This window comes from Nocardioides maradonensis, assembly GCF_054777115.1.
In genome coordinates this window covers 17,568-41,257 of the sequence record NZ_BAAHAZ010000019.1, presented here as the reverse complement: position 1 = coordinate 41,257, position 23,690 = coordinate 17,568, and the positions used below count along the sequence as shown (strand labels likewise).

General features: G+C 72.4%; 21 protein-coding genes. 9 read left to right on the top strand and 12 right to left on the bottom strand.

Annotated elements, in window-relative coordinates; translation table 11 throughout:
• Positions 1-96 precede the first annotated feature (96 nt).
• Both ACYVAQ_RS19445 and ACYVAQ_RS19440 read left to right on the top strand, forming a co-directional pair.
• Positions 97-1,383, top strand: a complete 1,287-nt coding sequence (locus tag ACYVAQ_RS19445) for a D-arabinono-1,4-lactone oxidase (RefSeq protein ID WP_460792139.1) — start codon at positions 97-99, stop codon at positions 1,381-1,383.
• The gene (locus tag ACYVAQ_RS19440; RefSeq protein ID WP_460792137.1) at positions 1,380-2,585 is read left to right on the top strand and encodes an alanine racemase; all 1,206 of its coding nucleotides are present in this window, start codon (positions 1,380-1,382) and stop codon (positions 2,583-2,585) included. Before ACYVAQ_RS19445 ends, ACYVAQ_RS19440 begins: the two co-directional genes overlap by 4 nt.
• 9 nt (positions 2,586-2,594) lie before the next feature.
• Here ACYVAQ_RS19440 and ACYVAQ_RS19435 read toward each other — a convergent pair whose 3' ends face one another.
• Together ACYVAQ_RS19435 and ACYVAQ_RS19430 are read right to left on the bottom strand one after the other, a co-directional pair.
• Positions 2,595-3,116 carry a flavin reductase family protein gene (locus ACYVAQ_RS19435; RefSeq protein WP_460792136.1) on the bottom strand — a complete coding sequence of 174 codons (522 nt, stop codon included), beginning with the start codon at positions 3,114-3,116 and terminating at the stop codon, positions 2,595-2,597.
• A 30-nt stretch (positions 3,117-3,146) separates the two neighbouring features.
• The gene (locus ACYVAQ_RS19430) at positions 3,147-3,980 is read right to left on the bottom strand and encodes a methyltransferase domain-containing protein (RefSeq protein ID WP_460792135.1); all 834 of its coding nucleotides are present in this window, start codon (positions 3,978-3,980) and stop codon (positions 3,147-3,149) included.
• A 66-nt stretch (positions 3,981-4,046) separates the two neighbouring features.
• Here ACYVAQ_RS19430 and nemA point away from each other — a divergent pair, with 66 nt between their 5' ends.
• On the top strand, positions 4,047-5,138 hold the full coding sequence (nemA, locus tag ACYVAQ_RS19425; RefSeq protein ID WP_460792134.1) for an N-ethylmaleimide reductase: 1,092 nt from the start codon (positions 4,047-4,049) through the stop codon (positions 5,136-5,138).
• Between the two features lie 11 nt (positions 5,139-5,149).
• Here nemA and ACYVAQ_RS19420 read toward each other — a convergent pair whose 3' ends face one another.
• The 5 genes from ACYVAQ_RS19420 to ACYVAQ_RS19400 form a co-directional block, all read right to left on the bottom strand.
• On the bottom strand, positions 5,150-5,977 hold the full coding sequence (locus ACYVAQ_RS19420) for a slipin family protein (protein WP_460792133.1): 828 nt from the start codon (positions 5,975-5,977) through the stop codon (positions 5,150-5,152).
• On the bottom strand, positions 5,974-6,453 hold the full coding sequence (locus ACYVAQ_RS19415) for a DUF5994 family protein (protein ID WP_460792132.1): 480 nt from the start codon (positions 6,451-6,453) through the stop codon (positions 5,974-5,976). The genes ACYVAQ_RS19420 and ACYVAQ_RS19415 overlap by 4 nt, the downstream gene beginning before the upstream one ends.
• Before the next feature lie 115 nt (positions 6,454-6,568).
• Entirely contained in the window at positions 6,569-7,570 is a 1,002-nt protein-coding gene (locus ACYVAQ_RS19410; protein ID WP_460792131.1) for an alpha/beta fold hydrolase, read from the bottom strand.
• A 24-nt stretch (positions 7,571-7,594) separates the two neighbouring features.
• Positions 7,595-9,757 (bottom strand): heavy metal translocating P-type ATPase, encoded by a 2,163-nt coding sequence (locus ACYVAQ_RS19405; protein ID WP_460792129.1) that lies wholly within the window; start codon positions 9,755-9,757, stop codon positions 7,595-7,597.
• Positions 9,754-9,969, bottom strand: coding sequence for a heavy-metal-associated domain-containing protein (locus ACYVAQ_RS19400; RefSeq protein ID WP_460792128.1), 216 nt, complete (start codon positions 9,967-9,969; stop codon positions 9,754-9,756). Before ACYVAQ_RS19400 ends, ACYVAQ_RS19405 begins: the two co-directional genes overlap by 4 nt.
• A 156-nt stretch (positions 9,970-10,125) precedes the next feature.
• On the opposite strand from ACYVAQ_RS19400, the gene mqo reads away from it, so the two are divergent.
• The gene (mqo, locus tag ACYVAQ_RS19395; protein WP_460792127.1) at positions 10,126-11,625 is read left to right on the top strand and encodes a malate dehydrogenase (quinone); all 1,500 of its coding nucleotides are present in this window, start codon (positions 10,126-10,128) and stop codon (positions 11,623-11,625) included.
• On the opposite strand, the gene ACYVAQ_RS19390 is transcribed toward mqo, so the two are convergent.
• Positions 11,613-11,804: a hypothetical protein gene (locus ACYVAQ_RS19390; RefSeq protein ID WP_460792126.1), complete on the bottom strand. Its 192-nt coding sequence runs from the start codon at positions 11,802-11,804 to the stop codon at positions 11,613-11,615. The two genes, mqo and ACYVAQ_RS19390, sit on opposite strands and share 13 nt — an antisense overlap.
• Positions 11,805-12,090: 286 nt before the next feature.
• Between ACYVAQ_RS19390 and ACYVAQ_RS19385 the strand changes: the two genes are divergently transcribed.
• The 5 genes from ACYVAQ_RS19385 (at position 12,091) to ACYVAQ_RS19365 (ending at position 16,882) form a co-directional block, all read left to right on the top strand.
• Entirely contained in the window at positions 12,091-13,365 is a 1,275-nt protein-coding gene (locus tag ACYVAQ_RS19385) for a choice-of-anchor P family protein (protein ID WP_460792125.1), read from the top strand.
• 99 nt (positions 13,366-13,464) lie between these two features.
• A complete protein-coding gene (locus ACYVAQ_RS19380; RefSeq protein WP_460792124.1) occupies positions 13,465-14,391 on the top strand; it encodes a Dyp-type peroxidase in 927 nt (308 codons plus the stop codon).
• On the top strand, positions 14,388-15,002 hold the full coding sequence (locus tag ACYVAQ_RS19375; RefSeq protein WP_460792123.1) for a MarC family protein: 615 nt from the start codon (positions 14,388-14,390) through the stop codon (positions 15,000-15,002). Before ACYVAQ_RS19380 ends, ACYVAQ_RS19375 begins: the two co-directional genes overlap by 4 nt.
• Positions 14,995-15,972 carry a cation diffusion facilitator family transporter gene (locus ACYVAQ_RS19370; RefSeq protein ID WP_460792122.1) on the top strand — a complete coding sequence of 326 codons (978 nt, stop codon included), beginning with the start codon at positions 14,995-14,997 and terminating at the stop codon, positions 15,970-15,972. The genes ACYVAQ_RS19375 and ACYVAQ_RS19370 overlap by 8 nt, the downstream gene beginning before the upstream one ends.
• A 25-nt stretch (positions 15,973-15,997) precedes the next feature.
• Complete coding sequence (locus tag ACYVAQ_RS19365; RefSeq protein ID WP_460792121.1) at positions 15,998-16,882, top strand: SDR family oxidoreductase; 885 nt, start codon at positions 15,998-16,000, stop codon at positions 16,880-16,882.
• On the opposite strand, the gene ACYVAQ_RS19360 is transcribed toward ACYVAQ_RS19365, so the two are convergent.
• The 4 genes from ACYVAQ_RS19360 to ACYVAQ_RS19345 are packed head-to-tail and all read right to left on the bottom strand — an operon-like array spanning position 16,872 to position 23,648.
• Complete coding sequence (locus ACYVAQ_RS19360; RefSeq protein ID WP_460792120.1) at positions 16,872-18,038, bottom strand: Wadjet anti-phage system protein JetD domain-containing protein; 1,167 nt, start codon at positions 18,036-18,038, stop codon at positions 16,872-16,874. The two genes, ACYVAQ_RS19365 and ACYVAQ_RS19360, sit on opposite strands and share 11 nt — an antisense overlap.
• Positions 18,038-21,469 (bottom strand): ATP-binding protein, encoded by a 3,432-nt coding sequence (locus ACYVAQ_RS19355; protein WP_460792119.1) that lies wholly within the window; start codon positions 21,467-21,469, stop codon positions 18,038-18,040. Before ACYVAQ_RS19355 ends, ACYVAQ_RS19360 begins: the two co-directional genes overlap by 1 nt.
• Entirely contained in the window at positions 21,466-22,161 is a 696-nt protein-coding gene (locus ACYVAQ_RS19350) for a DUF4194 domain-containing protein (RefSeq protein ID WP_460792118.1), read from the bottom strand. Before ACYVAQ_RS19350 ends, ACYVAQ_RS19355 begins: the two co-directional genes overlap by 4 nt.
• Positions 22,158-23,648 carry a DUF3375 domain-containing protein gene (locus ACYVAQ_RS19345; RefSeq protein ID WP_460792117.1) on the bottom strand — a complete coding sequence of 497 codons (1,491 nt, stop codon included), beginning with the start codon at positions 23,646-23,648 and terminating at the stop codon, positions 22,158-22,160. Before ACYVAQ_RS19345 ends, ACYVAQ_RS19350 begins: the two co-directional genes overlap by 4 nt.
• Positions 23,649-23,690: the final 42 nt, after the last annotated feature.

Below are 23,690 nucleotides of genomic sequence, written 5' to 3'. Positions count from 1 at the left end.
ACACCAAGGGTGCGTCGATTGACAACCGGGATGGTGTGGATCCGCGACCGTTCCGGTGCTTCACCCGGACCGGTCCGCGGCCGCAGGGTTGTCGGCATGCGAGCGAATTGGAGCAACTGGGCCGGCGACCAGGCCTGTACGCCGGCGCACCGGGCCGAGCCGAGCACGGTCGACGAGGTCGCCACGACGGTGAAGGCCGCCGCCGAGCGTGGCGAGGTCGTCCGGGTGGTCGGCGCCGGGCACGCCTTCGGCGACAACGTCGCCACGGACGGCACGCTGATCTCGCTGGACCGGCTCACCGGCCTGCACCACGTCGACTCCGCCACCGGCCTGGTCCGCGTCGCCGCTGGGACCCGCCTGTACGACGTCAACCGGCTGCTCGACCAGCACGGCCTTGCGCTCGCCAACCTCGGCGACATCAACGTGCAGAGCACGGCCGGCGCCATCTCGACCGCCACCCACGGCACCGGCGCGCGCTTCGGCAACCTCGCCACCTTCGTCGCGTCGCTGGAGCTCGTCACCGCCGACGGCTCCGTCGTCGAGGTGACCGGCGACGACCTGCGCGCGGCCCGGGTCAGCGTCGGCGCGCTGGGCGTCGTGACGGCGTACACGCTGCGGACCGTGCCCGCGTTCCGCCTGCGCGAGCGCCGCGGCCGCCTGCCCCTGGCCGAGATCCTGCGCGACGTCGACGGGTACGCCGACAGCAGCGACCACGTCGAGTTCTTCGTCTTCCCGCACTCCAGGACCGCCCTCACCAAGGCGCTGGACCGCACCGACGAGCCGGCGCACGGCCGCAGCCGTGCCACGGCGTACGTCGACGAGGTGCTCGTCGAGAACCACGTCCTCGGCCTGGTCTGCAAGGCGGGCCGCCGCTTCCCGACCCGGATCCCGCAGCTCAACCGGATGGTCACCGGACTCGCGTCGAGCTCGACCCGCGTCGGGCACAGCCACCAGGTCTTCTCCAGCCCGCGCCTGGTGCGCTTCACCGAGACCGAGTGGGCGTTCCCGCGCGCGGCCTGCGCGGACGCGGTGACCGCCATCCTCGACGTGGTCGACCGGCGCTGCCTCGCCGTGAACTTCCCGCTCGAGGTGCGGTTCACGGCCGCGGACACGGAGTCGATGCTGAGCCCGTCGTACGACCGGGACACGGCGTACGTCGCGGCCCACATGTTCCAGGGCATGCCGTGGCAGGAGTTCTTCGCGGCGGTCGAGGAGGTCGCCGCCGACTTCGGCGCGCGGCCGCACTGGGGCAAGCGGCACACGCTGGACGCCGCCCAGCTGGCCGAGCGCTACCCGGAGTTCGGAGCCTTCCAGGCCGTGCGCGACCGGCTCGACCCGGACGGTGTCTTCGCCAACGCGCACGTACGACGGATCTTCGGATGATCGACCTCGCCGACCCGACCGCCGGCGACTCCTTCGCCCAGCTCGAGGCGGCCACGGCCCACCTCGAGCCGCCGTACGCCGTCGTCGACCTCGGCGCGCTCGCCACCAACACCCGCTCGCTCGTCGCCCGCGCCGGCGGCAAGCCGGTCCGGCTCGCGACCAAGTCGGTGCGCTGCCGGGCGATCACCGACGCGGTGCTCGCGCTCGACGGCTTCGCGGGCGTCCTCGCGCTGACCCTCCCCGAGGCGCTGGTGCTCGCCGAGACGTGCGACGACGTGGTCGTCGGCTACCCCACCGCCGACCGTACGGCGTTGCGCCGGCTGGCCTCCGACGAACGGCTCGCCGCCCGCGTGACGCTGATGGTCGACTCCACCGACCAGCTCGACCTGGTCGAGGCGACCGTCCCCGACGGGCCGCCGATCCGGGTCTGCCTCGACCTCGACGCGTCGCTGCGGCTCGCGTCCGGGCGGGTGCACCTCGGCACGCGCCGCTCCCCCGTGCACAGCCCGGCCGCCGCCGAGGCGCTGGCCCGGGCGATCGCCGCCCGGCCACGCTTCCGCCTCGTCGGCCTGATGGCCTACGAGGGCCAGGTCGCCGGGATGGGCGACGACGCCGGCTCGCTGCTGCACAGGGTCCAGGTCCGCGCCGTGCAGCGGGCGTCGGTCGACGAGCTCGCGGTACGCCGTGGCGAGGCCGTGGCCGCGGTCCGCCGCGTCACGGCGCTGGAGTTCGTCAACGGCGGCGGCACCGGCAGCATCGAGACGACGGTGGCCGAGGACGCGGTGACCGAGGTCGCGGCCGGTTCGGGGCTGTACTGCCCGACGCTGTTCGACGGCTACCGCCGCTTCTCGCCGCTCCCGGCGGCGTGGTTCGTCACGAGCGTCGTACGCCGCCCGTCCCCCCGCATGGCCACCGTGCTCGGCGGCGGCTGGGTCGCCAGCGGCGTCCCCGGAGCCGACCGCCTGCCCACGCCGGTCCACCCGCCCCAGCTCAGGCTGACCGGCCTCGAGGGCGCCGGCGAGGCACAGACGCCGCTGACCGGCCGGGGCGCGAAGGACCTCCGGGTCGGTGACCGGGTCTGGTTCCGGCACGCCAAGGCCGGCGAGCTGTGCGAGCGGGTGGAGGAGCTGCACCTGGTCCACCGCGGCCGGCTGGTCGCGACCGTCCCGACGTACCGCGGCGAGGGCCACGCCTTCCTCTGAGCGAGGACCTCAGCCGTGCGGGTCGATCACGCGTGCCTGCGGCGGGCGTCCCGGCTCGAGGTCCGCGACCCGGGACGCGCGCAGCGGCTCGAAGTCGCCGTCGCCCTCGGCCTGGACCGGCCGGCCGGTCAGGCAGACGTGGTCGCCGCCGTCGTCGAGCAGGGCGATCCGCTCGAGCACGATCCGCCGCGGCAGCGCCGTGACGAGAGGTACGCCGTGCGGGCCGGTCTCGAACGCCACGTCGGCGAGCTTGTCCTGGTCCTCGCCCGAGCGGGTGCCGAAGAGCTCGGCCAGCGCCAGGTCGTCGACGCCGAGGAAGTGCACCGCGTGGTGCGTGGAGCGGAGCGCGACGCGATAGGTGTGGTTGGCCTTGGAGAGCCAGACGGCGTACCGCTGCGGGTCCATGCTCGCCTGCCCGTGGAACCCCACCAGGCAGCCGGCCGGCTCGCCGTCGGCCGCGGTCGTGACCACGACCATCGCCGGGTCGGCCGCGGCCACCAGATCGTCGAAGGACTCCCGGGCATCCGTCATGTCGGCCAGCGTACGAGGGACCGCCAGCGCTCAGCGGCGGCCGACGACCCCGAACATCGTCACGGCCGTGAACACCTCGCCGGTCGCCACCGCCGCCGTCAGGTCGGAGATCAGCTGGTCGCCCTCGGCAGCGGTGATCGCACCCGCCGCCACCGCCGGCTCGGCGGTCTTCCGGACCAGGACGAGCATCGCGCCGCCGGGCGCCACCACGGCCGTGGCCGCCACGTCGGGGTCCACCTGGAACCCCGCCCGCGTGAGCTGGCCGACCAGCCGGCGACCGGCGTACGGGTTGGGGACGGTCGACAGCCGGTGCTCGTGCATCCGACGCACCACGTCGGGATCGCCGGGCGTCAGCACCTGCGTCCCCCAGTCGCTGTCGATCACCGCCAGCCGGCCGCCGGGCCGCAGGACCCGCGCGAACTCGCGCACCGCCGCGTCGGGGTCGGGCAGGTGCTGGAAGACCCGCTCGCAGGTGAGGACGTCCACGCTGGCGTCGGTGAACGGGAGGTCGGTGGCGTCACCGTCGACGAAGGTCGCCCGGGTGCCCGTCGAGCGCTCGGTCGCGGTCGCGCGGAGCCCAGCGTGCGGATCGACCCCGATCGCCCGGCCGTCCGCGCCCACCAGCTCGGCCATCCGGCGTACCTCCGCGCCCGTGCCGCTGCCCACGTCGACCACGGTCTCGCCCGGCTGCGGCGCGAGGAGGCCGCGCGCCCACTCCCGGATCCGGACGACGCCCGGCATCGCCTCCTGCATGTCGAGGATGAACACCTGGGCCGCCGTGTCGGCGTCCACGTCCTCGACCTGGTTGCCCTTCACGAAGGAGCTCCCCTGGAACCCCTCGAGCACCTCGAACGACTCGGTCATGCTGCTGACGGTAGGACTCCCCGGCCTCCGGGAACAGGGGGCCGGCACCCGTGGTTGCACACCACCGTGCACACCCTCTTCGAGCCCGTGACGCTCGGTACGACGACCCTGCCCAACCGGATCCTGATGGCGCCGCTGACCCGGATGCGCGCGAGCCAGCCCGGCGACGTACCCAACGCGCTGATGGCCGACTACTACCGGCAGCGCGCGAGCGCCGGTCTGATCGTGTCGGAAGGGACCCAGATCTCGCCGCAGGGCAAGGGCTACATGGACACTCCCGACATCTACTCGGCCGAGCAGGTGGCGGGCTGGCGCACGATCACCGACGCCGTCCACGAGGCGGGCGGGCTGATGGCCGCGCAGCTCTGGCACGTCGGCCGGGTCTCGCACGAGTCCTTCCACGACGGCGACCTGCCGGTCAGCGCGTCGGCCCTGCCCTATCGCAACCGCACCACGGTCCGCGGCGAGGACGGTACGCCGACGCGCGTCAGCTGCCCCACGCCGCGGGCGCTCGAGCTCGACGAGATCGCCGCGGTGGTGGAGGACTACCGGCGCGCGGCCCGCAACGCCCGGGAGGCCGGCTTCGACTTCGCCGAGATCCACGCGGCCCACGGCTACCTGCTGCACCAGTTCCAGGGCGCGGGCAGCAACACCCGCACCGACGAGTACGGCGGCTCGCTGGCCAACCGCGCTCGGCTGACGCTCGAGGTCCTGGACGCGGTCATCGAGGCCTGGGACGCCGACCACGTCGGCATCCGGATCTCCCCGATCGGGTCGTTCAACGGCCTGGAGGACCCCGAGGGCGCCGAGATGGGCCGCTACCTGGCGGCCGAGATCGGCCAGCGCGGCGTGGCCTTCCTGCACCTGTCCGAGCCGGACTGGGCCGGCGGCCCCGAGCTCACCGACGACTACCGCAAGGAGCTGCGGGCGGCGCACCCCGGCCCGATCGTCGCGGCGGGCTCCTACACCGTGGAGAAGGCCGAGCGCCTGCTCGCGGCCGACCTCATCGACGCGGCCGCCTTCGGCCGCCTGTTCATCGCGAACCCCGACCTGCCGCGTCGGCTCGCCGAGGGCCTGCCGCTCAACGAGCCCGACCTGGCGACCTTCTACGGCGGCGGCGAGGCCGGGTACACCGACTACCCGGACTGGACCGACTGACCGGCCCGACCTCAGCTCCGGACCGGGTGCCCGTTGGTGACCGGGTCCGGAGCCGTGCCTGAACCGGCCGCGGCGGTCTCCCGGGCGAGGAAGGCGCCGAGCTCACCGATCGTGCTCATCAACGGCGCGGGGAACACCACCGTCGTGTTCTTGTCCACGCCGATCTCGACGAGGCTCTGCAAGTTGCGCAGCTGCAGGGCAAGCGGGTGGGCCATCATCGTGTCGGACGCGTCTCCCAGCGCAGCAGCGGCGAGGGACTCGCCCTCGGCGTTGATGATCTTCGCACGCTTCTCCCGCTCGGCCTCGGCCTGACGGGCCATCGCCCGCTTCATGCTGTCGGGAAGCTGGATGTCCTTGAGCTCGACCAGCGTGACCTCGACACCCCACTCGACGGTGGTGACGTCGAGGATCTCCCGGATCGCCAGGTTGATCCGGTCGGTCTCGGACAGGGTCTCGTCGAGGGTGTGCTGGCCGACCACCTTCCGCAGGGTGGTCTGCGCGATCTGGTCGATCGCCGCTCGCACGCTCTCCACCGCCACCACCGACCGCACGGGGTCGACGACGCGGAAGTAGGCGACCGCCGACACGTCCACGCTCACGTTGTCGCGGGTGATGATGCCCTGGGACTCGATGGGCATCGTGACGATGCGGAGCGAGACCCGGTGCAGGACGTCGACGAACGGGATGATCGCGCGTAGCCCGGGTTCGCGCGTGCGGTGCAGCCGGCCGAAGCGGAACACGACACCGCGCTCGTACTGCTTGACCACCTTCAGCGCCGAGGCGAGGAGCACGATCGCGACGAGGAGGACCGCGATCGCCACGGCCACCACCCCGGTCACGACACGCCTCCGTCGTCGTTCCACCGCGCGCCGGAGGCTTCCGGCTCCCGGCCGGCCACCGCGACGAGCAGCTCGGGCCCGCTGCTCCGGTTGCCCTCCGCCACGGCCGAGGCCATCAACCGGTCCGCGTCTTGGGCGGTGCTGTCCGGCGGAACGACGAGCACCTTGAGCTGGGTGCCGCTGGACAGCTTGAGCAGCACCACGTGGGTGTCGTCGCTGGGGAACGATCCGGTCTTCACGAATCCTCGGGCCGCACGGATGTGGTGCGGGTGCGTCGACCAGTCGGGCCGGGAGAACAGGACACGGCCGATCCGGCCGACCGACGGCGGGAACAGATCGACGAGGTGGGCCACCTCGGTGTCGATCTCACGGGTCCTCGGCCACCAGGCGCCGTCGAGCATCCCCGAACCCGGAGGGAAGGCCGAGAGCGTCAGGCGGAGCGCGGGACGGGCAGCGGTTTCGTACGACGTCGTCATGACGCCCACCTTCCGACCGGCCCTTGCCGAGGGTCCTCGTGGAGGCTCGGCGAACCGGTACTTCTCCACCGTACGTCGGGTCCCCAAACCCCGGCCGATCCGCGCATCGCCCGGGTCAGGTGCCGGCCGGCGCCACCTCGGCCAGGAACTCCAGCAGCAGCGCGTTGACCTCGTCGGCGCGCTCCTGCTGCACCCAGTGCCCGCAGCCGGGCAGGATCTCGGAGCGGTGCAGCCGCGGCAGCGTCTTGGGGAAGCGCCCGATCGCCGCACCGCCCCACATCGTCGGCCCGTCCAGCTCGCCGCCCACGAAGAGGGCCGGCACCTCGATCGGCCGGTGCCGGAGCACCGCGAGGTCCTCCCAGTCGCGGTCCACGTTGCGGTAGCGGTTCAGGGGGCCGGCGAAGCCGTGGCGGGCGAACTCGGCGACGTACACGTCCAGATCCGCCTCGCTCATCCAGGCCGGCGCCTGCTCGGGCCACACGAAGCGGTCGCGCATCCGCCCACCCGCGGGCACCGCGACCATCGGCGGAGCGCCGGCCTCCAGCGTGGCGCGAACGCCCTCCCCCGAGGCGGAGAAGTACATGCCGCGCAGCCACTCGCGGACATCGTCCTCGATCTCGGCCTCCGCGCGGCCGGGCTGCTGGAAGTAGGAGATGTAGAACTCGTCGCCGCCGCCCATCTCCGCGAACGCGTCGGTGGGCCGGGTCGGACCTGACGGCGCGAACGGCACCGACAGCCCCGCGACCGCGGTGAACACGTCGGGCCGCAGGTGGGCGGACGTCCACGCGATGGGCGCGCCCCAGTCGTGGCCGACGATGACCGCCGTGCTCTCGCCGAGCGCCTCGACGAGCGCGAGGTTGTCGGCGACGTGCCGCAGCATCCGGTAGTCCTCGACCGCGGTCGGGGCCGAGGAGGCGCCGTACCCCCGGACGTCGAGGGCGGCGGCGCGGTAGCCGGCGGCCGCGAGTGCCGGGAGCTGGTAGCGCCAGGAGTACCAGGACTCGGGGAAGCCGTGCACGAGCAGCACCAGCGGTCCCTCACCCACCTCCGCGACGTGCAGGTCGATGCCGTTGACGTGCTCGGTGCGGTGGCGCACAGCGCTCAGGTCCGGGGTCACCGGGCCAGTCTGTCAGCCCGGATGTCAGCGGAACCGGCGCAGCCGAAGGCTGTTCGCCACGACCGAGACCGACGAGAACGCCATCGCCGCCCCCGCGACCATCGGGTCGAGCAGGCCGAGGGCCGCCAGCGGGATCGCGGCGACGTTGTAGCCGAACGCCCAGAACAGGTTGGACCGGATCACCGCCAAGGTACGTCGGGACAGCCGGATCGCGTCGCCCGCGACCCGCAGGTCGCCGCGGACCAGGGTCAGGTCGCCGGCCTCCATCGCGACGTCGGTGCCGGTGCCCATCGCCAGGCCAAGGTCGGCCTGTGCGAGGGCGGCGGCGTCGTTGACGCCGTCGCCCACCATCGCGACGACCCGGCCCTCCGCCTGCAGCCGCTTGACGACGTCGACCTTGTCGGCGGGCAGGACCTCGGCGTGCACGTCGGTCTCGGCGATGCCCACCTGGGCGGCCACCGTCCGCGCCACGCGGGCGTTGTCGCCGGTGAGCAGGATCGGGCGCAGGCCCAGGTCGCGCAGCTCGGCCACGGCCTCGGCCGACCCGGGCTTGACGGCGTCGGCCACGACCAGCACCGCGCGGGCCCGACCGTCCCAGCCGACGGCGACCGCGGTGAGGCCACGGTCGGCCGCCTCGTCGTACCGCTGCTGGAGGGTGGTGGGCAGCTGCTGGGACCACTCCGCGAGCAGCCGCGGGCGACCGACGAGCACCGCGTGCCCGTCCACGACGCCCTGCACGCCGAGCCCCTCGACGTTGGCGAAGTCCTCAACGGTGCCGAGCGCGCCGGCGGTGCGGGCGCCGTCCGCGATCGCGCGGGCGATCGGGTGCTCGGAGGCGTTCTCGAGCGCACCCGCGAGACGCAGCACCTGCGCCTCGTCCTCGCCCTCGGCCACGTGCGTCTCGACCAGCGTCATGGCGCCGGTGGTGACCGTCCCGGTCTTGTCCAGCACGACGGTGTCGACCCGCCGCGTCTGCTCGAGGACCTCGGGTCCCTTGATCAGGATGCCCAGCTGGGCGCCCCGCCCGGTGCCGACCATCAGGGCGGTCGGCGTGGCCAGGCCGAGCGCGCACGGGCACGCGACGATGAGCACCGCCACCGCCGCCGACACCGCCGCGGCCGCGCCGCCACCGGTCGCCAGCCAGACGCCGAGGGTCACGAGCGCGACCAGGATGACGAGCGGGACGAACACGCCGGAGACCCGGTCGGCCAACCGCTGCACGGCCGCCTTCCCGGTCTGGGCGTCCTCGACGAGGCGAGCGATCTGCGCGAGCTGGGTGTCGGCGCCGACCCTGGTGGCACGGACGACGATCCGGCCACTCGCGTTGACGGTCGCGCCGACGACCTCGCTGCCGACACCGACCTCCACCGGGACCGACTCACCGGTGAGAAGGGACGCGTCGACAGCCGAGCTGCCCTCCTCGACGACGCCGTCGGTCGCGACCTTCTCCCCCGGGCGGACGACGAACCGGTCGCCCACGGCCAGGTCGGCCACCGGGACCCGCACCTCGACCCCGTCGCGCAGCACCGCGACGTCGCGGGCGCCCAGGTCCAGCAGCGCGCGGAGCGCCGCACCGGCACTGCGCCGGGCCCGCTGCTCGAGGTAGCGGCCGAGCAGGATGAACGTGATGATCCCCGAGGCCGCCTCGAGGTAGATGTCCTCGGCCCCGCCGTCGAGGAGCAGCGCTCCGACCGACCAGAGGTACGCCGCTCCGGTGCCGAGCGTGACGAGCGTGTCCATCGTCGCCGTGCCGTGCCGCAGGTTGCTCCAGGTCGCGCGGTGGAACGGCCATGCACCCCACAGCACGACCGGGGTGGCCAGGGCCAGCGAGACCCACTGCCAGCCGGAGAGGTGCAGCGCGGGGACCATCGCGATCAGCACGACCGGCACGGCCACCGCCGCGGAGACGACGAGCCGTCGTCGCAGCGCGGAGACCTCGGCGTCGTCCTCGGGCGCATCCTCGTCGCGGGCGGGTGCGGCGCCGTACCCCGCGGCCTCCACGGCGGCGACCAGGTCGGCGGTCGAGATGTCACCAACCACCTGCACCCGCGCTTTCTCCGTGGCGTAGTTGACCGTCGCGGTGACCCCGTCGAGCTTGTTCAGCCTGCGCTCGATCCGGTTCGCGCACGACGCGCAGGTCATGCCCGTCAGGAGCAGCTCGACCTCGTCGGTCGACGTACCGCTCATGCCAGCTGGTAGCCCGCCTCGCGCACGGCCGCCTCGACGGTCTCGCGCGGGACGGGCCGGTCGGCGGCGAAGGTCAGCGTGCCGCTGGCGAGGTCGACGGTGACGTCGCGGACGCCGTCGATCTCGGCGACCTCTTCGGTCACCGAGGCCACGCAGTGGCCGCAGGTCATGCCGGTGACGGTGTACGACGTGGTCTCTCCCGGGATGCTCATGACCTCGACGATATACCCCCTAGGGGTATTGTCTCAACCGCCCTACCGCACGGACTGGACGACACGGTGTGATGTTGATCAAAATCACAGGGCAAAAGGGCACCCCCGATGCTTGTGAATGATTTCTCATACGGCATAAAAGGTCAGGTGGAAACCATGACGGCTGTCGCGGCTGACAACAGCCCGAGCACTGACGGCATCCAGGACGTCCTGCTGATCGGCGGCGGAGTCATGAGCGCGACGCTCGCGACCCTGCTGTCCGAGCTGGAGCCCACGTGGAGCATCCGCCTCCTCGAGCGGCTCGACCGTCCCGCCCGGGAGAGCTCCGGCCCGTGGAACAACGCCGGCACGGGCCACTCCGCGCTGTGCGAGCTCAACTACACCCCGCAGGCCGCCGACGGCAGCGTCGACATCTCCAAGGCCGTCGTGGTCAACGAGCAGTTCCAGATCTCGCGCCAGCTGTGGGCCTTCCTCATCGAGTCGGGCCGGATCCCCCAGCCCGACGCGTTCATCCACGCCACGCCGCACATGAGCTTCGTGTGGGGTGCGGAGAACGTCGAGTACCTCCGCGAGCGACACCGCCTGCTGTCCGCGCACCCGCTCTTCGCCGGCATGGAGTTCTCCACCGACCGCGCGCAGATCGGCCGCTGGGCTCCCCTGCTGGTCGAGGACCGCGACATCGACGAGCCGATCGCGGCGACGTACTCCACCTTCGGCACGGACGTCGACTTCGGCGCCCTGACGTCGTTGATGATCGACTCGGTCGCCGCCCGCGGTGCGCAGGTCGAGTACGGCGCCGACGTCACGCTGGTCCACCGGACCATGGACGGCGTCTGGCACGTCATGGGCAAGCAGGACGGCAAGAAGTTCCACCACCGGGCGCGCTTCGTGTTCGTGGGCGCGGGCGGCAGGGCGCTGACCCTGCTGCAGAAGTCGCGGATCCCCGAGATCAAGGGCTTCGGCGGCTTCCCCGTCAGCGGCGAGTTCCTCCGCACCGACAACCCCGCGATCGTCGCGCGCCACCACGCCAAGGTCTACGGCAAGGCCGCCGTCGGCGCCCCGCCGATGTCCGTGCCGCACCTGGACACCCGGATCGTGGACGGCAAGGCCAGCCTGATGTTCGGTCCGTACGCCGGCTTCAGCCCGCGCTTCCTCAAGCACGGCTCGCTGCTCGACCTGTTCCGGTCGCTGCGGCTGCACAACCTGGTCCCGATGATCCGGGCCGGCCTGGCGAACATCCCGCTGACGATCTACCTGATCAGCCAGCTGGTCGCGCGGGCATCGACGAAGTTCGCCGACCTCACCGACTTCTACGGCAACGCCGACCCGAAGGACTGGACCAAGATCATCGCCGGCCAGCGGGTCCAGGTGATCCGTCCGGACGGGGTGCTCCAGTTCGGCACCGAGGTCATCACGCACGCCGACGGCTCGATCGCCGGGCTGCTCGGCGCGTCACCGGGCGCCTCGACCGCGGCCCCCATCATGCTCGAGCTGATGGAGCGCTGCTTCGCCGACCGGTGGGAGGCGTGGCAGCCCCGGCTGCGCGAGATCGTGCCGAGCATCGGGACCAACCTGGCCGACGACCCGGAGCTGGCCCAGGAGATCCACGACCGCACCGACAAGCTGCTCGGGCTGCGGGCCGTTCAGCCCGCCTGAGCGACGAGGCCGGCCTCGCGCTGGCGACGCAGGTGGATCTTCTCGTGGATGCTCGGCTCGGCGACCTTCCCGCGGAGCGACGCGACCCGGTCGGCGACCACGCCGAAGACGACCCCGAGGAGCGGGATCCAGACGGGGAGCAGCATGAAGATCCAGAGCGGGGCGAGCGAGCTGAGCATCGGATGTTCCCTTCGGCAGGTGGTTCGGCGTTGAGGAAGATTCAACGTCGCTGCACCCCGCCCACGCTTGGGTCCGCCGCACATCTTTACGCGTCGCGTTGTGCTCCCGTACAACTCCGCACCGCCCGCGGGCGTCCCGTCGCGGGTGTCTTTCGCCGTTCCGGTTGCCGGCCCCGGCAGCCGGGCGCAGACTGAGGCGGTCAGCAGTTGATCGGGCGACCCCTGACGACACGCTCCATGGGGGACCGCATCACCCGCGCCTCCACCGCTCCCAACCGAGGTGCCCATGAACCGAGCCCGTATCGTCGCTGCGCTCGCAGCGACCACGCTGACCACCGCGATCCTGTCGATCACCTCCACGGCTGACGCCGTGACGGCGAAGTACGGCTTCCTCGCCAGCGCCGGCGCCACCCAGGTGAACGCCGTCGGCCTCACCGTCCAGTCCACCGCCACCGCCAGCTCCACCATCGTCGGCGCGACCAGCCAGACCGCCAGCAACTCGGCCGTCGGCGCACAGGCGGGCACGTTGCTCGTCGCCGGCGCCGCGACCACCGACGCGACCTCGACGGTCAGCTCGGTCGGCGGCGTCACCCTCGTCTCGCACGCGCGCACGGCGGACGTCTCGCTGCTCAACGGACTGATCAAGATCAAGGCGGTCGACACCACCGCGACCGTCGTCGCCGACGGGACCAACCCGCCGACCGCGTCGATGACGACCCAGCTGCTCGGCCTGAACATCGCCGGTACGTCGTACCCGACGACCTTCGCCCCGAACAGCGGCCTCACCATCCCGGGCGTCGTGACGATCGGCTTCAACGCCCAGGCGATCTCGACCACCGCGGACTCCGCGGCGATCCTCGGCGCGGGCATGAAGATCACGCTCCTGGAGAACGCCAGCGGCACGTCGGCCGGCGCCTCGGTGCTGCTCAACCCGATCGTCGACTTCCTCCAGCCGGACAACGTGGACATGCCGGGCAGCCCGCTCGGTGGCGTGGCCTTCGGCACCTACGTGGCCGCGAACGTCGGCAACCAGGTCCAGGTGAAGTCCGACCCGACGGCAGTCATCTTCATGCCCCAGGGCGGCACCAGCGGCTCCCCGCGGACCGCGACGGTGGCGACCGCCAACCTCCCGGGCGTGCTGAACGCCGGCGCCGTCACGAGCACCGCGACCGGTATCCGGACCGAGGCCCTCTCGCAGTCCACGATGTCCTCCACGGTGGCCGGCCTGAACCTGTTCAACGGCCTGATCAGCGCCCAGGCGATCGGGACGACCTCGACGGCCAGCGTCGGGTCGACCTCGACGGCGAAGGGATCGATGACCCTCGTCGGGCTGACCATCGCGGGCCGGACCATCCCGATCAACACCGCGCCGAACACCACGATCCACGTGGCCAACCTCGGCACCGTCACGATCAACCAGCAGATGACCGACGTCCGTCCGGGCTACATCCACCAGGTCACGACGTACGGCCTGCACGTCGTGCTGGACACCGCGCAGGCGGGCCTCCCCGTCGGCGCCGAGGTCTACGTCGCCGCCAGCCAGGCGACGGTCTGGGACTGATCGTCCACCGCACGCGCGGGTGAGGGCTCAGCCCTCACCCGCGCGGTCGACGACGGCGCGCAGCGCCAGGGCACGTCGTCGAGCCTCTAGGCTGAGGTCGTGCCCGATCCGCAGCCGCAGCCGGTCCTGGTCCCTCTCTCCGCGTCAGCGATCTTCCTGACCCTCACCGTCGACACGGGTGGCGAGGACACGGTGCGCGAGCTGCTCGGGGACCTGAGCGGGCTGCGGCGGTCCGTGGGCTTCCGGGTCCCGGACGCCGCGCTCAGCTGCGTCGTGGGCATCGGCTCGGACCTGTGGGACCGGATGCTGCCCGGGTCGCGGCCGCAGCACCTGCACCCCTTCACGGCGCTGTCCGGCCCGCGCCACCGGGCCCCGTCCACGCCCGGTGACCTGCTGCTGCACCTGCGCGCGAGCCGCCTCGACATGTGCTTCGAGCTGGCCCAGCTCGTCGTGGACCGCCTCGCCGGCGTCGCCCACGTGGTCGACGAGGTGCACGGCTTCAAGTCGTGGGACGAGCGCGACCTGCTCGGCTTCGTCGACGGCACCGAGAACCCCGAGGGAGCGGCGGCAGCAGCGGCCGTGCTCATCGGGGACGAGGACCCGACGTACGCCGGGGGCAGCTACGTGATCACCCAGAAGTACCTGCACGACATGGCCGCGTGGAACGCGCTCACCGTCGAGCAGCAGGAGGCCGCCATCGGGCGCACGAAGCTCAACGACGTCGAGCTCGCCGACGACGTGAAAGCCGCCGACGCGCACACCCGACTCACCGTGATCGAGGCGGACGGCGTCCAGCGCCAGATCCTGCGCGCGAACATGCCGTTCGGGGCGGTGGGTGCCGGCGAGTTCGGCACCTTCTTCATCGGGTACGCCGCCGACCCGGGCGTCACCGAGGAGATGCTGCGCCGGATGTTCATCGGGGAGCCCGCCGGCACGACCGACCGGATCCTCGACTTCTCGACCGCCGTGACGGGCAACCTGTTCTTCGTCCCGACGGCCGACTTCCTCGACGGGCTCGGCGGGTGAGCGCTCCGGCCCTCGCCGGCGCCGCGCTCGTCGCGCTCCTGCCGATCACCAACCCGATCGGCGCCGTCGCCGCGTTCGCCGGGCTGACCAGCGGGGACGACCCGGCGCAGGTCCGGCGCCAGGCGCCCCTCGTGGCGCTGTACGTGTTCGCGATCCTCGGTGTCTTCGCGCTCCTCGGGAGCCTGGTGCTCGACGCGTTCGGGATCAGCCTGCCTGCCCTGCAGATCGCCGGAGGCCTGGTCGTCGGGCACTCCGGCTTCGGCATGCTCAACCAGCGCGCCCCGATCACCACGCCGGAGGCCGACCACGCGGTCGCGAAGACCTCGGTGGCCTTCTCCCCCATGGCGCTGCCGCTGGTCGCCGGCCCCGGCGCCATCGGCGTCGTGACCGCCCTGTCCGCTCGGAACCCGGGTGTCGAGAGCCGGCTGGCGCTCGTCGTGGCCGCGGCCGGCATCGCGGTCGTGATCGGCCTCGCCCTGCGCTTCGCCACTCCCCTCATCGAGAAGCTCGGTCCCAGCGGCGTCGGCGCGCTGAGCCGGGTGATGGGCTTCCTGATCCTCGCGATCGGGGTCGAGCTCGTGGCGCACGGGGTGCTCGCGCTCCATGGCTGACCCGGAGCGCAAGGGCGGCGAGAGCCTGTTCACGGTGCTGCTCGCGCTCGGCGCGAACGCCCTCGTCGCGGTCGCCAAGACCGTCGCCGCGACCATCACCGGCTCGCCGTCGATGACGGCGGAGGCCGCGCACTCCTGGGCCGACACCGGCAACGAGGTCTTCCTGCTGATCGGCGAGCGCAAGGCCGCCCAGCCGCCGGACGGGAAGCACCCGCTCGGCTACGGGCGGGTGGGCTACGTGTGGTCGATGTTCGCCGCGTTCGGCCTGTTCACCGTGGGCTCGGCGGTCTCGATCTGGCACGGCGTCCAGTCGCTGCGCGAGCCGGAGCAGGACACGTCGTACGTCGCGGCGTACGTCGTCCTCGCGGTCTCCGCGGTGCTCGAGGGGATCTCCTTCCTCCAGGCGCTCCGGCAGACCCGCGCGGGCGCGGGCAAGCGGCAGCTGCACCCGCTGCGCTACGTGCAGATCACGTCCAACCCGATGCTGCGGGCGGTGTTCCTCGAGGACCTGTCCGCGCTGGTCGGCATCGCGATCGCGGCCGTCTGCATCGGGCTGCACCAGGTCACCGGCGAGCCCGCGTGGGACGCGATCGGCTCGATCAGCGTGGGCGTGCTGCTGGGCGTCGTGGCGCTCTTCCTCATCGCGCGCAACATCGACTTCCTCACCGGGGAGACGGTCACGCCGCTGGCCCGCAACCGGGTGCTCGAGGCGCTGCGCGCCCACCCCGACGTGGAGCGCATCAGCTTCCTGCGGATGGAGTGGCTCGGCGCCGACCGGATCTACCTGGTGGCGGCGGTCGACCTGACCGGCGACGCACCGGAGTCCGACGTCGCCGCTCGTCTCAACGCGGTCGCCGACGCGCTGGAGTCGCGCCCCGAGATCGAGCGGGCCGTTCTCACGCTGACCCGGCCCGGCGACCCGACCGACCTGGCGCCCGCCGAGCTGCCGGACTGGTACCTCGCCGACTGACCCGCGGCCTGCCAGAATCGCCCGCATGGACCAGGTCGTTCTCATCACCGGTGGTGCCCGCGGCGTCGGAGCGGCGGTCGCCGCCGAGCTCGTACGACGTGGCGCGCACGTCGTCCTCACCGACCTCGACCGCGCGGCGCTGGACGAGACCGTGGCCGGTCTCGGCGAGGGGAACGCGCTCGGGATCGTGGCCGACGTGTGCGACGTCGCCGCCATGCAGGCTGCCGTCGCCTCGGCGCTGGACCGCTTCGGCCGGGTCGACGCGGTGCTCGCCAACGCCGGCATCGCCAGCTACGGCAGCGTCCTCCACACCGACCCGAAGGCGTTCAAGCGCGTCATCGACATCAACATCACCGGCGTCTTCAACACCGTGCACGCCGCTCTTCCCGCCCTGATCGAGTCGAAGGGCTACGTGCTGGTCGTGTCGTCGTTGGCCGCCTTCGTGGCGGCACCGGGCCTCTCGGCGTACCACGCGAGCAAGGCGGGGGTCGAGCACTTCGCCAACAGCCTGCGCCTCGAGGTCAAGCACCTCGGCGTCGACGTCGGCTGCGCGCACATGTCGTGGATCGACACCCCGCTGGTCCAGGACGCCAAGTCCGACCTGCCCGCCTTCCAGCGGCTGCTCAAGAAGCTGCCGCCGCCACTCGGGAGGACGACCGACGTCGAGTCCTGCGTGGCCGCCTTCGTCAAGGGCATCGAGAAGCGGTCCCGCAAGGTGTACTGCCCGGGCTGGGTGCGCGGCCTCGGCATCAACCGGGTCGCCCTCAACTCCGCCGCCGGCAACCTCCCCGTGCTGCGCCTGGTCCCCGAGATCCTCCCGGCACTGGACGCCGACGTCGCCCGCCTCGGCCGCTTCACCAGCGCCCGCAACCTCGACAACGAGGCCGACGAGGCCGCGGTCAAGGACTGACGATCCGCGCCAGCTCCTGAGCCGCCTCGTCCAGCGGGATCCGCTCCTGCTCGATCCTCCGGTGGCCCGTCCAGTCCGCGGAGCACAGCGACCGGTAGACCGCCTTCTCCCCCGGCTCCAGGTGCGCCAGGTCCCGCACGGGACGCGGGCCGAGCGGCTTGCCGTCGTGGTCGTGGTCGACGCCGTACCTCTCCCAGCGCTCATAGGCACGCGCATCCATGAAGAGCGACCGCACGTGCGACCCCAGAGCTGCGCGGAAGGCGGCGAGGATCTCCAGCCCGCGCACATCGAGGTCGCCCCAGTAGACGACGTGCGGAGCGGCCGCGACCCACGGCAGGCGCGGCACCACCCCGGGCCCGTTCCCGTCGCCCTCGATCGCGATCCCGCCGGGCACGGGCGCGAACAGCTGGGCGGTGTCGCGGTTCTCGGAGATGAGGACCACCCGGGGCGTATAGGCCACCGCGTCGACATCGCCGTCCGTCGCCAGGTCGTGCCGCCGCCCTCCTGCAGCCTGGTGGTCAGGGTCGAGGTAGGTCACGTGGACCCGTTGGGGCCGCCCGGGCACCAGGTCGAGCGAGTCGAGGCCGGCGAGGCGGCGTACGACGCCCTGCCGCTTGTCCAGCCACTTCGTGCCGAGTCCCTCCACCGGCACCTGGCGTGCGGTCAGCCCGGCCGGGTGCGGGCCGGCGAACCACGCCGCGGACCGGCAGAGCACGTCGACGTCGACGTCCGACCATCCGTCGACCGCCCTGATCACCCCTGCCACGTCGGCCGTGGGGAACTCCGCCGTCAACCTCGTCGCCCGCGCCCGACCACGGGCCAGCCGCGCCGGCCAGTCCCCGCCGACCACCGACGCGGCGACATCCACCGATGCCACCCGCACCGCCGCAGCGATCGCCTGGGCGGTGCGGTGCAGGCTGACAGTCCTCAGCTCGAGGTCGACGCCAGCCGCAGCCGCCCAGTCCTGCCAGTCCAGTGTGTCCTGGTGGATCTCCGACCAGTGCTCGCGCAGGCGATGGCCGCGCAGGTCCGACGTACCGAGGCGGATGAGGGGATTCCAATCAGTGCCGCAGACCAGGCGGTGCCAGTCGCGCGCCAGCCGCGCCGCGACCTCAGCCACCACGTCGTCGGGTGACTTGAGTCGCGGCGTCCGCATCAGGCGTCCCGGATGGGCGTGATCCAGGACTGGTGGGTGGTGGGGTTCTTGGTGATGGCGAGCAGCTCGTCCATGTGCGGCTCGAGGCCGGTGACCTTGTCGAGCGGCACGCCGATGACCAGCTGGAAGCCCAGCCCCTTCCAGGCCTGCACGGCACGGCCGGCGAACTCCGAGTCGGCCTTGACGAAGCCCTCGTCGAGGAACACCGGCGCGAACCGCGGACGGGAGCGCATCTCGTCACCGAGGCGGAAGCGGAGCGCCGAGCCGACGATGAACGCCACCAGCTCCTGCGACTCGCCACCGCTCTTCTCCCCCAGCGTGCGGTACGTCGCCCGCAGCTCGCCGGTCAGCGGGTCGTAGCGCTCGGCGCTGATCTCGACGTGGCGGCGCACGTCGAGCAGACGGTCCCGGTCCGACGGGCCGTCGCCGACCGACGGGCGCAGCTGCTGCATGAACCGGCTGAGGTCGGCGAAGCGCTTCTCGAGGTCCTCCTCCGCGAGCTTGGTCGTCGAGGACGACGACAGCGCACGCAGGTCCTTGAGGAAGATCTGCACGTGGGCGGGTGCGAGCCGGCGCAGCCGGATCCGCAGCCGGTCACCGGTCGCGCCGAACTCCAGGCGCCGCAGGATGTCGTTGATCGGCCCGAGTCGGTCCTCGATCTCCTCGATCGACTGGGACATGGCGCCGAGCAGCGGCACCAGGTCCTGCCCGCTCCACTCGGTGAGCCGACGGCGCCACTCCGCCCGCCGGTCGGCGAGGCCCTTGCTGCGGATCTCGTCCAGGATCCGCGCATAGTCCGCGAAGGAGTCCACCGTGGAGCCCAGGTTGGGCGAGTCCCACGTGCGCTTGTAGAAGCCGAAGATCCGGACGAGCTCGTCGTCGACCCGCAGGATCTCCGCCTCGGAGTCGCCGACCGCCCCGCGGAGCCGGTCCTGCAGCCGCTGCGAGTGCTCGTGGAAGCGATCGAGATCCTCGGGATCCGCCGGCGCGACTGCGGCCGCCAGCTCCGCCGCGAGGGCCGCATCCTGCTCCTCGGTGAGGACGACACGACCTCCGGACTCCATCGCGTCGAGCCGGTCGTTCACCGTGTCCTCGGAGTCGACCAGCTCACCGTGCGCGGCGTTGACCTCCCGCTGGCGGTGCTCGAGCCCGAACCGCCGCTGGCGCACGGCCTCGAGCTCGACACCGAGGCCGTCGATCTGCTTCTGCAGCACCTGCAGCTGGTCGTCGGCCGACAGGATGTCGTCGCGGCGCTGCTCCATCTCGGCGATGCGACGCTCGCTGCCCACGACGTCGACGTCGTCGAAGCGGGCCATCGCGATGGCGTCGTAGGCCTTGCGCTGCTGCTCGAGGACGCTCGCACGCCGGTCGAGCTCGGCCAGGCTCGCGTCGAGGCGCTCCAGGTCGCGCTCGATCCGCTCGAGCTGGAGGTCGAGCTCGGCGATCGCGTCCTCGTTGGAGAAGCCGATGATGTTGCGCTGGTCGCTGCGCCCGTGGGAGCCGCGGTGCCCGCTGCGGGTCTGGCCGGCGAGCGTCACCCGGTAGCCCGGACCGTCGAGCTCGGCGCTGGTCTCCACGCACAGCGCGTTGCGGCTGCTCTCCGCGACGTGCGCCTGCACCCAGCCCGCGAACGGCGAGTCCTTGAAGAGGAGCTTCCCGGCGATCCGCTCCGGGTCCTGCGGGCCGCTCTCCGGCAGGTCGAGCGGGACACCCTGGAACGTCAGACGGGCGCGCAGCTGCAGCCCGTCGATCGCGGCCGAGAACGCGGTGAGCCGGTCCAGCGGCACCAGCATCAGCCGGGCAGAGCCGCCCAGCACGGTCTCGATGGCGGTGCGCCACCGCGACTCCTCGGGCGCGACGTCGATCAGCTCGGCGACGAACGGCAGGTCGTCGGGATCCATGCCGACCGCGCGTGCGACGTGCGTGCGCAGCTCGTGCAGCGGGGCCGGCACGCGACCGGCGCGGCTCTCCAACGACGCCCGCTCCGAGCGCAGCTCGGTCTGCTGGGACTTGAGCGGGATGAGGCCGTCACGCACCTCGTCGCGCTGTGCGCGGAGCGCTGCCTGCTGGGCGGCGAAGCCGTCGAGCGTGCGTCGCGCGTGCTCCTGCAGCTGGGCGAACCCGGCCGCCGTGTCCAGCGCCGTCTCCAGGTCGGGGACGTCGGTGTCGGTCAACCCGACCAGCGGGAAGACCCGCTCCTCGAGCTCGGCGAGCCGGGATCCCCGCTCCTCACGGACGATCCGCTCGGCGTCGATCTGAGCGGCCAGCGCCTGCAGGTCGCCGCCGCCCGCGGCCCGGTGGGCGTCCTTGGCCGCCTCCAGGTCACCGGCGGTCTGGGTCTCGGCGGTGCGGGCCGAGGCGAGCTCCTCGACGGTGCGCGCGTGCTCGGCGCGGTTGGCGACGACCGCGGCGGAGAGCAGCCGCTGGTGGGTGCGCAGCAGCCACAGCTGCAGCGGGCTGTCGCCGCTCAGCGTCACGCCGAACGCGTCCAGCTCGGCCGCCCGCTTGACCGCAAGCTCCTTGCGGCGGTGCAGGTCGACGATCGGCTCGAGCACCTCGAGCTTCTGCTGCTCGGTCCGCATCGCCGAGTGCGCGGAGTCGAGGTCGTCGAAGTGCTCGACGGCGCGGTCGGCGGCGGCGTACGTCGCCGGGCGCTCCAGCACCATGTCCTTGTAGAGCTCGTCGACGCTGCGGACCTGGTTGCCGGCCTGGATCCGGGCGAGCAGGCGCAGCGCCTTGGCCCCGTCGCCGTTGGCCCCGATGCCGAGCCGGGCGTGCAGGACGGCCGCGAACTCGGCGTACGTCCGGTGCACGCGGATGCCCGGGAACAGCTTCTTGATCGTGTTCGAGTGCAAGCGGTCCGGGACCGCCGCGTCGAGCAGCTCGACGTCGAGCGCGCCGTCGAGGCTGAGCAGCGTCATCGCCACGTCGCTCGACCGGGTCGCCCGGCGCGGCACGTAGTAGGTGCGCAGCGCGGTGAACCGGCCGCCGGTGTCGTTGACGAAGGTCATCGCCACCGCACCCCAGGTGTCGCCGCCCTTGCCGCGGAGCAGCTGCTCGACCGGCCGCCCGGTCCTCGGGTCGTCGACGACGTCGACGGCGCCGCGCAGGTAGGACAGCAGGTTGCGCTGCCCGGCGCTGCGGGCGCGCCCGGCGACGGCGTCGTTGGAGGCCCCGTTGAACTTCGTGTCCGACGGCATCATCAGCGCGGTGTAGGCGTCCAGGATGGTGCTCTTCCCGACGCCCGAGGCGCCGGAGATCATCGTGGTGTCCCCGCCGAGGGGCACGACCGTCACGCCACCGAAGCCGCCCCAGTTGACCAGCTGGAGGACGGATGCCCGCCACTGCGCCGTGTCGTCGCTCGGGGTCGCGACCGTCTGCTCGTCGAACAACCCGCCTGCGGCAGTCGTCGCGTCGATGGTCTCGGTCATCGCTCGTCCTCCTCGAACAGCTCCGCGTCCGCCTCCGCCGGCTCGGCCTCGTCGGCCGCGTTCGCAGCCTGCAGCGAGGCGAGCAGCTCCTGCAGCAGCTCCAGCGGGAGCAGCGGCTCGACCGCCTCGCTGATCTCGAACCGCTCGTCGGTGGTCGCCCCGATCAGCAGGCCCGCCTTGACGATGTTCTGCACCGCAGCGCGCGCCCGCTTCTCGTCGCCCGCCTCGTCGGTCGCGTGGCGCGGCCGGAACGTCTCGACGTGGGCGACGATGTCCTCGCGATCGATGAACACGTGAGCGTCCCCGGCGCCGTGCCCGGCCCGGAGCCGGTCGCGCAGGTGCACCAGGACCACGGTCTCCTCACGGGTCCAGCTGGTGTCGTGGAGCAGGGTCGGGAAGCGGCTGCCGGTCTCGGAGACGGCCTGCCGCTTCCACGCGACCTCGCGGTCGCGGTCCATCATCAGGTCGAGGAACAGGTCGTTGAGCCGGGACCTGATGAGCCGCTCGTGCTCGACCAGGACGTGCCAGTCGCGCGCGTGCGTGCGCGCGCTGATGAAGCGCTGCTTGAGCAGGGTCACCAGCACCTGGCGCTGCGCGAGGTCCAGACCGCCCTCGTCGCCCTCGAAGAGCGACACGGGGTACTCCTCGAAGGGCTCGAGGTCGATCTCGTCCAGCTCGTCCAGCTCGGTCATGCGGGATCCCCTGTTCTCGTCAGGTCGGGGTCGGGAAGGGGCGTGCGCGGGACCGCCAGGGTCCGCAGCGACCCGTCCGGGCGTACGGCGGGGTACGACTCCGTGGCCTCCTCGGCCACCCAGTCACGGGCGGCTGCCAGGTGCAGCAGCCCGAAGATCTCGACCGGCCGCCGCAGGGAGGGCTCCAGCTCGCCGAACATCGCGCCGAGCGACTCGGGCGGCGTCAGCCCCGCCAGCACCCGGTCGAGCCGGTCGCGCAGCTCGCCGAGCTGCGGGCCGCCGTACAGCTTCAGCTCGGCCAGCGAGAGGCCCACCGCCTCCTCGGGCTCGGACGGCGAGATGCGGTCGGGCAGCACGTCGTCGGCCGGGTCGTAGAAGCGCTCGCGCAGGTGCTCGACGCTCGCGCGCGACGGCAGCAGGGGGACGTCGTGGCTGGCTCGCGGACCGGTCGAGGCCACCCACGTCATCAGCTCCGACTCCACCTGCCGCAGCGTCTGCTCGAGCTCGCGGTCGCGGGCCGCGTCGTGGGAGACGATGTACTCCTTGAGCGTGGCGGTCACGCGGGACCGCTGCGACAGGACCCGGTCGAGCCCGTCGCGCACCAGCCGGACCGTCCCGCGCAGCTCGCCCCGGTCGGCGTCGCCGAGGATGCCGTCGGACAGGGGGTGGTCCAGCAGGGCGGTGAGGTCCTCGCGCAGCTGGGTGACGAGCGCGTCGTCGCGGAGCAGCGCGAAGGCTCCCTCGAAGGCGCGGCCCTCCTGGGTCGCGGTCATCAGTGCGTCGGCGCGCGCGAGGTAGTCGTCGATCACCTCTCCGGCGGGCCGCTCCTCGGCCCGGAACGCCGCCAGGATCTCGCCGCGGATCTGGGCGAAGCGCTCCTCGACCCGGGCGAAGTCGCTGGGCAGCGCGGAGATCAGCGAGAGCAGCTCGGTGAAGCCTTCGAGCATGTAGTCCTCGGTCGCGCCGACCAGCTCCTCGCCGTCGACGAGCCGGTCGCGCTCGAGCTTGAGGCGGGCGATCTCGTCGTTGAGGATCGTCACGCGAGCGGTGCGGTCGGGGTTGGCCTCGGCGTTGAACCGGCGGACCGTGCTGAGGATCGTGGCGATCCTGTGCTCGCTGAGCGTCGCGCGGTCACGAGTCAGGTTCTTGACCAGCTCGAGCGCCTGCTGGGCGTGCGAGGTCAGCGAGTAGACCTCACGCCCGCCCTCGTCGATCGAACGCACCAGCCACTGCCCGCGCATCCACCGCTGGCAGATCTCCCGACCGCTGCCGGCCGGCACGTCGGTCTCCCCGGCGAGCCGGATCTCGACGAGGTGCTCCTCGACCTGGGTGTGCAGCCGGGCCGTGGGGATCGGGCTGTTGCTGCGCCCGAACGCGGCCCGGAAGATCGTGATCACGACGGGCGCCTGACGCTGGTGCAGGAGCATCAGGGTGGGCTGGGTGAAGGCACCCTTCACCCGCGCGAGCTCCCCCGCGATCTCGCTCAATTCCGACCTCCCCCGGGTCCTGCTGGTACGACGTGAGTGGCC

What these genes read in the sequence shown, in the direction of transcription:
- ACYVAQ_RS19360 (WP_460792120.1), bottom strand. Translation starts at nt 18,038, where the DNA reads ATGCGGACGCCGCGACTCAAGTCACCCGACGACGTGGTGGCTGAGGTC.
- ACYVAQ_RS19430 (WP_460792135.1), bottom strand. Translation starts at nt 3,980, where the DNA reads ATGACCGAGTCGTTCGAGGTGCTCGAGGGGTTCCAGGGGAGCTCCTTC.
- ACYVAQ_RS19445 (WP_460792139.1), top strand. Translation starts at nt 97, where the DNA reads ATGCGAGCGAATTGGAGCAACTGGGCCGGCGACCAGGCCTGTACGCCG.
- ACYVAQ_RS19400 (WP_460792128.1), bottom strand. Translation starts at nt 9,969, where the DNA reads ATGAGCATCCCGGGAGAGACCACGTCGTACACCGTCACCGGCATGACC.
- ACYVAQ_RS19435 (WP_460792136.1), bottom strand. Translation starts at nt 3,116, where the DNA reads ATGACGGATGCCCGGGAGTCCTTCGACGATCTGGTGGCCGCGGCCGAC.
- ACYVAQ_RS19350 (WP_460792118.1), bottom strand. Translation starts at nt 22,161, where the DNA reads ATGACCGAGCTGGACGAGCTGGACGAGATCGACCTCGAGCCCTTCGAG.
- ACYVAQ_RS19390 (WP_460792126.1), bottom strand. Translation starts at nt 11,804, where the DNA reads ATGCTCAGCTCGCTCGCCCCGCTCTGGATCTTCATGCTGCTCCCCGTC.
- ACYVAQ_RS19440 (WP_460792137.1), top strand. Translation starts at nt 1,380, where the DNA reads ATGATCGACCTCGCCGACCCGACCGCCGGCGACTCCTTCGCCCAGCTC.
- ACYVAQ_RS19365 (WP_460792121.1), top strand. Translation starts at nt 15,998, where the DNA reads ATGGACCAGGTCGTTCTCATCACCGGTGGTGCCCGCGGCGTCGGAGCG.
- ACYVAQ_RS19405 (WP_460792129.1), bottom strand. Translation starts at nt 9,757, where the DNA reads ATGAGCGGTACGTCGACCGACGAGGTCGAGCTGCTCCTGACGGGCATG.
- ACYVAQ_RS19385 (WP_460792125.1), top strand. Translation starts at nt 12,091, where the DNA reads ATGAACCGAGCCCGTATCGTCGCTGCGCTCGCAGCGACCACGCTGACC.
- ACYVAQ_RS19355 (WP_460792119.1), bottom strand. Translation starts at nt 21,469, where the DNA reads ATGACCGAGACCATCGACGCGACGACTGCCGCAGGCGGGTTGTTCGAC.
- ACYVAQ_RS19370 (WP_460792122.1), top strand. Translation starts at nt 14,995, where the DNA reads ATGGCTGACCCGGAGCGCAAGGGCGGCGAGAGCCTGTTCACGGTGCTG.
- mqo (WP_460792127.1), top strand. Translation starts at nt 10,126, where the DNA reads ATGACGGCTGTCGCGGCTGACAACAGCCCGAGCACTGACGGCATCCAG.
- ACYVAQ_RS19415 (WP_460792132.1), bottom strand. Translation starts at nt 6,453, where the DNA reads ATGACGACGTCGTACGAAACCGCTGCCCGTCCCGCGCTCCGCCTGACG.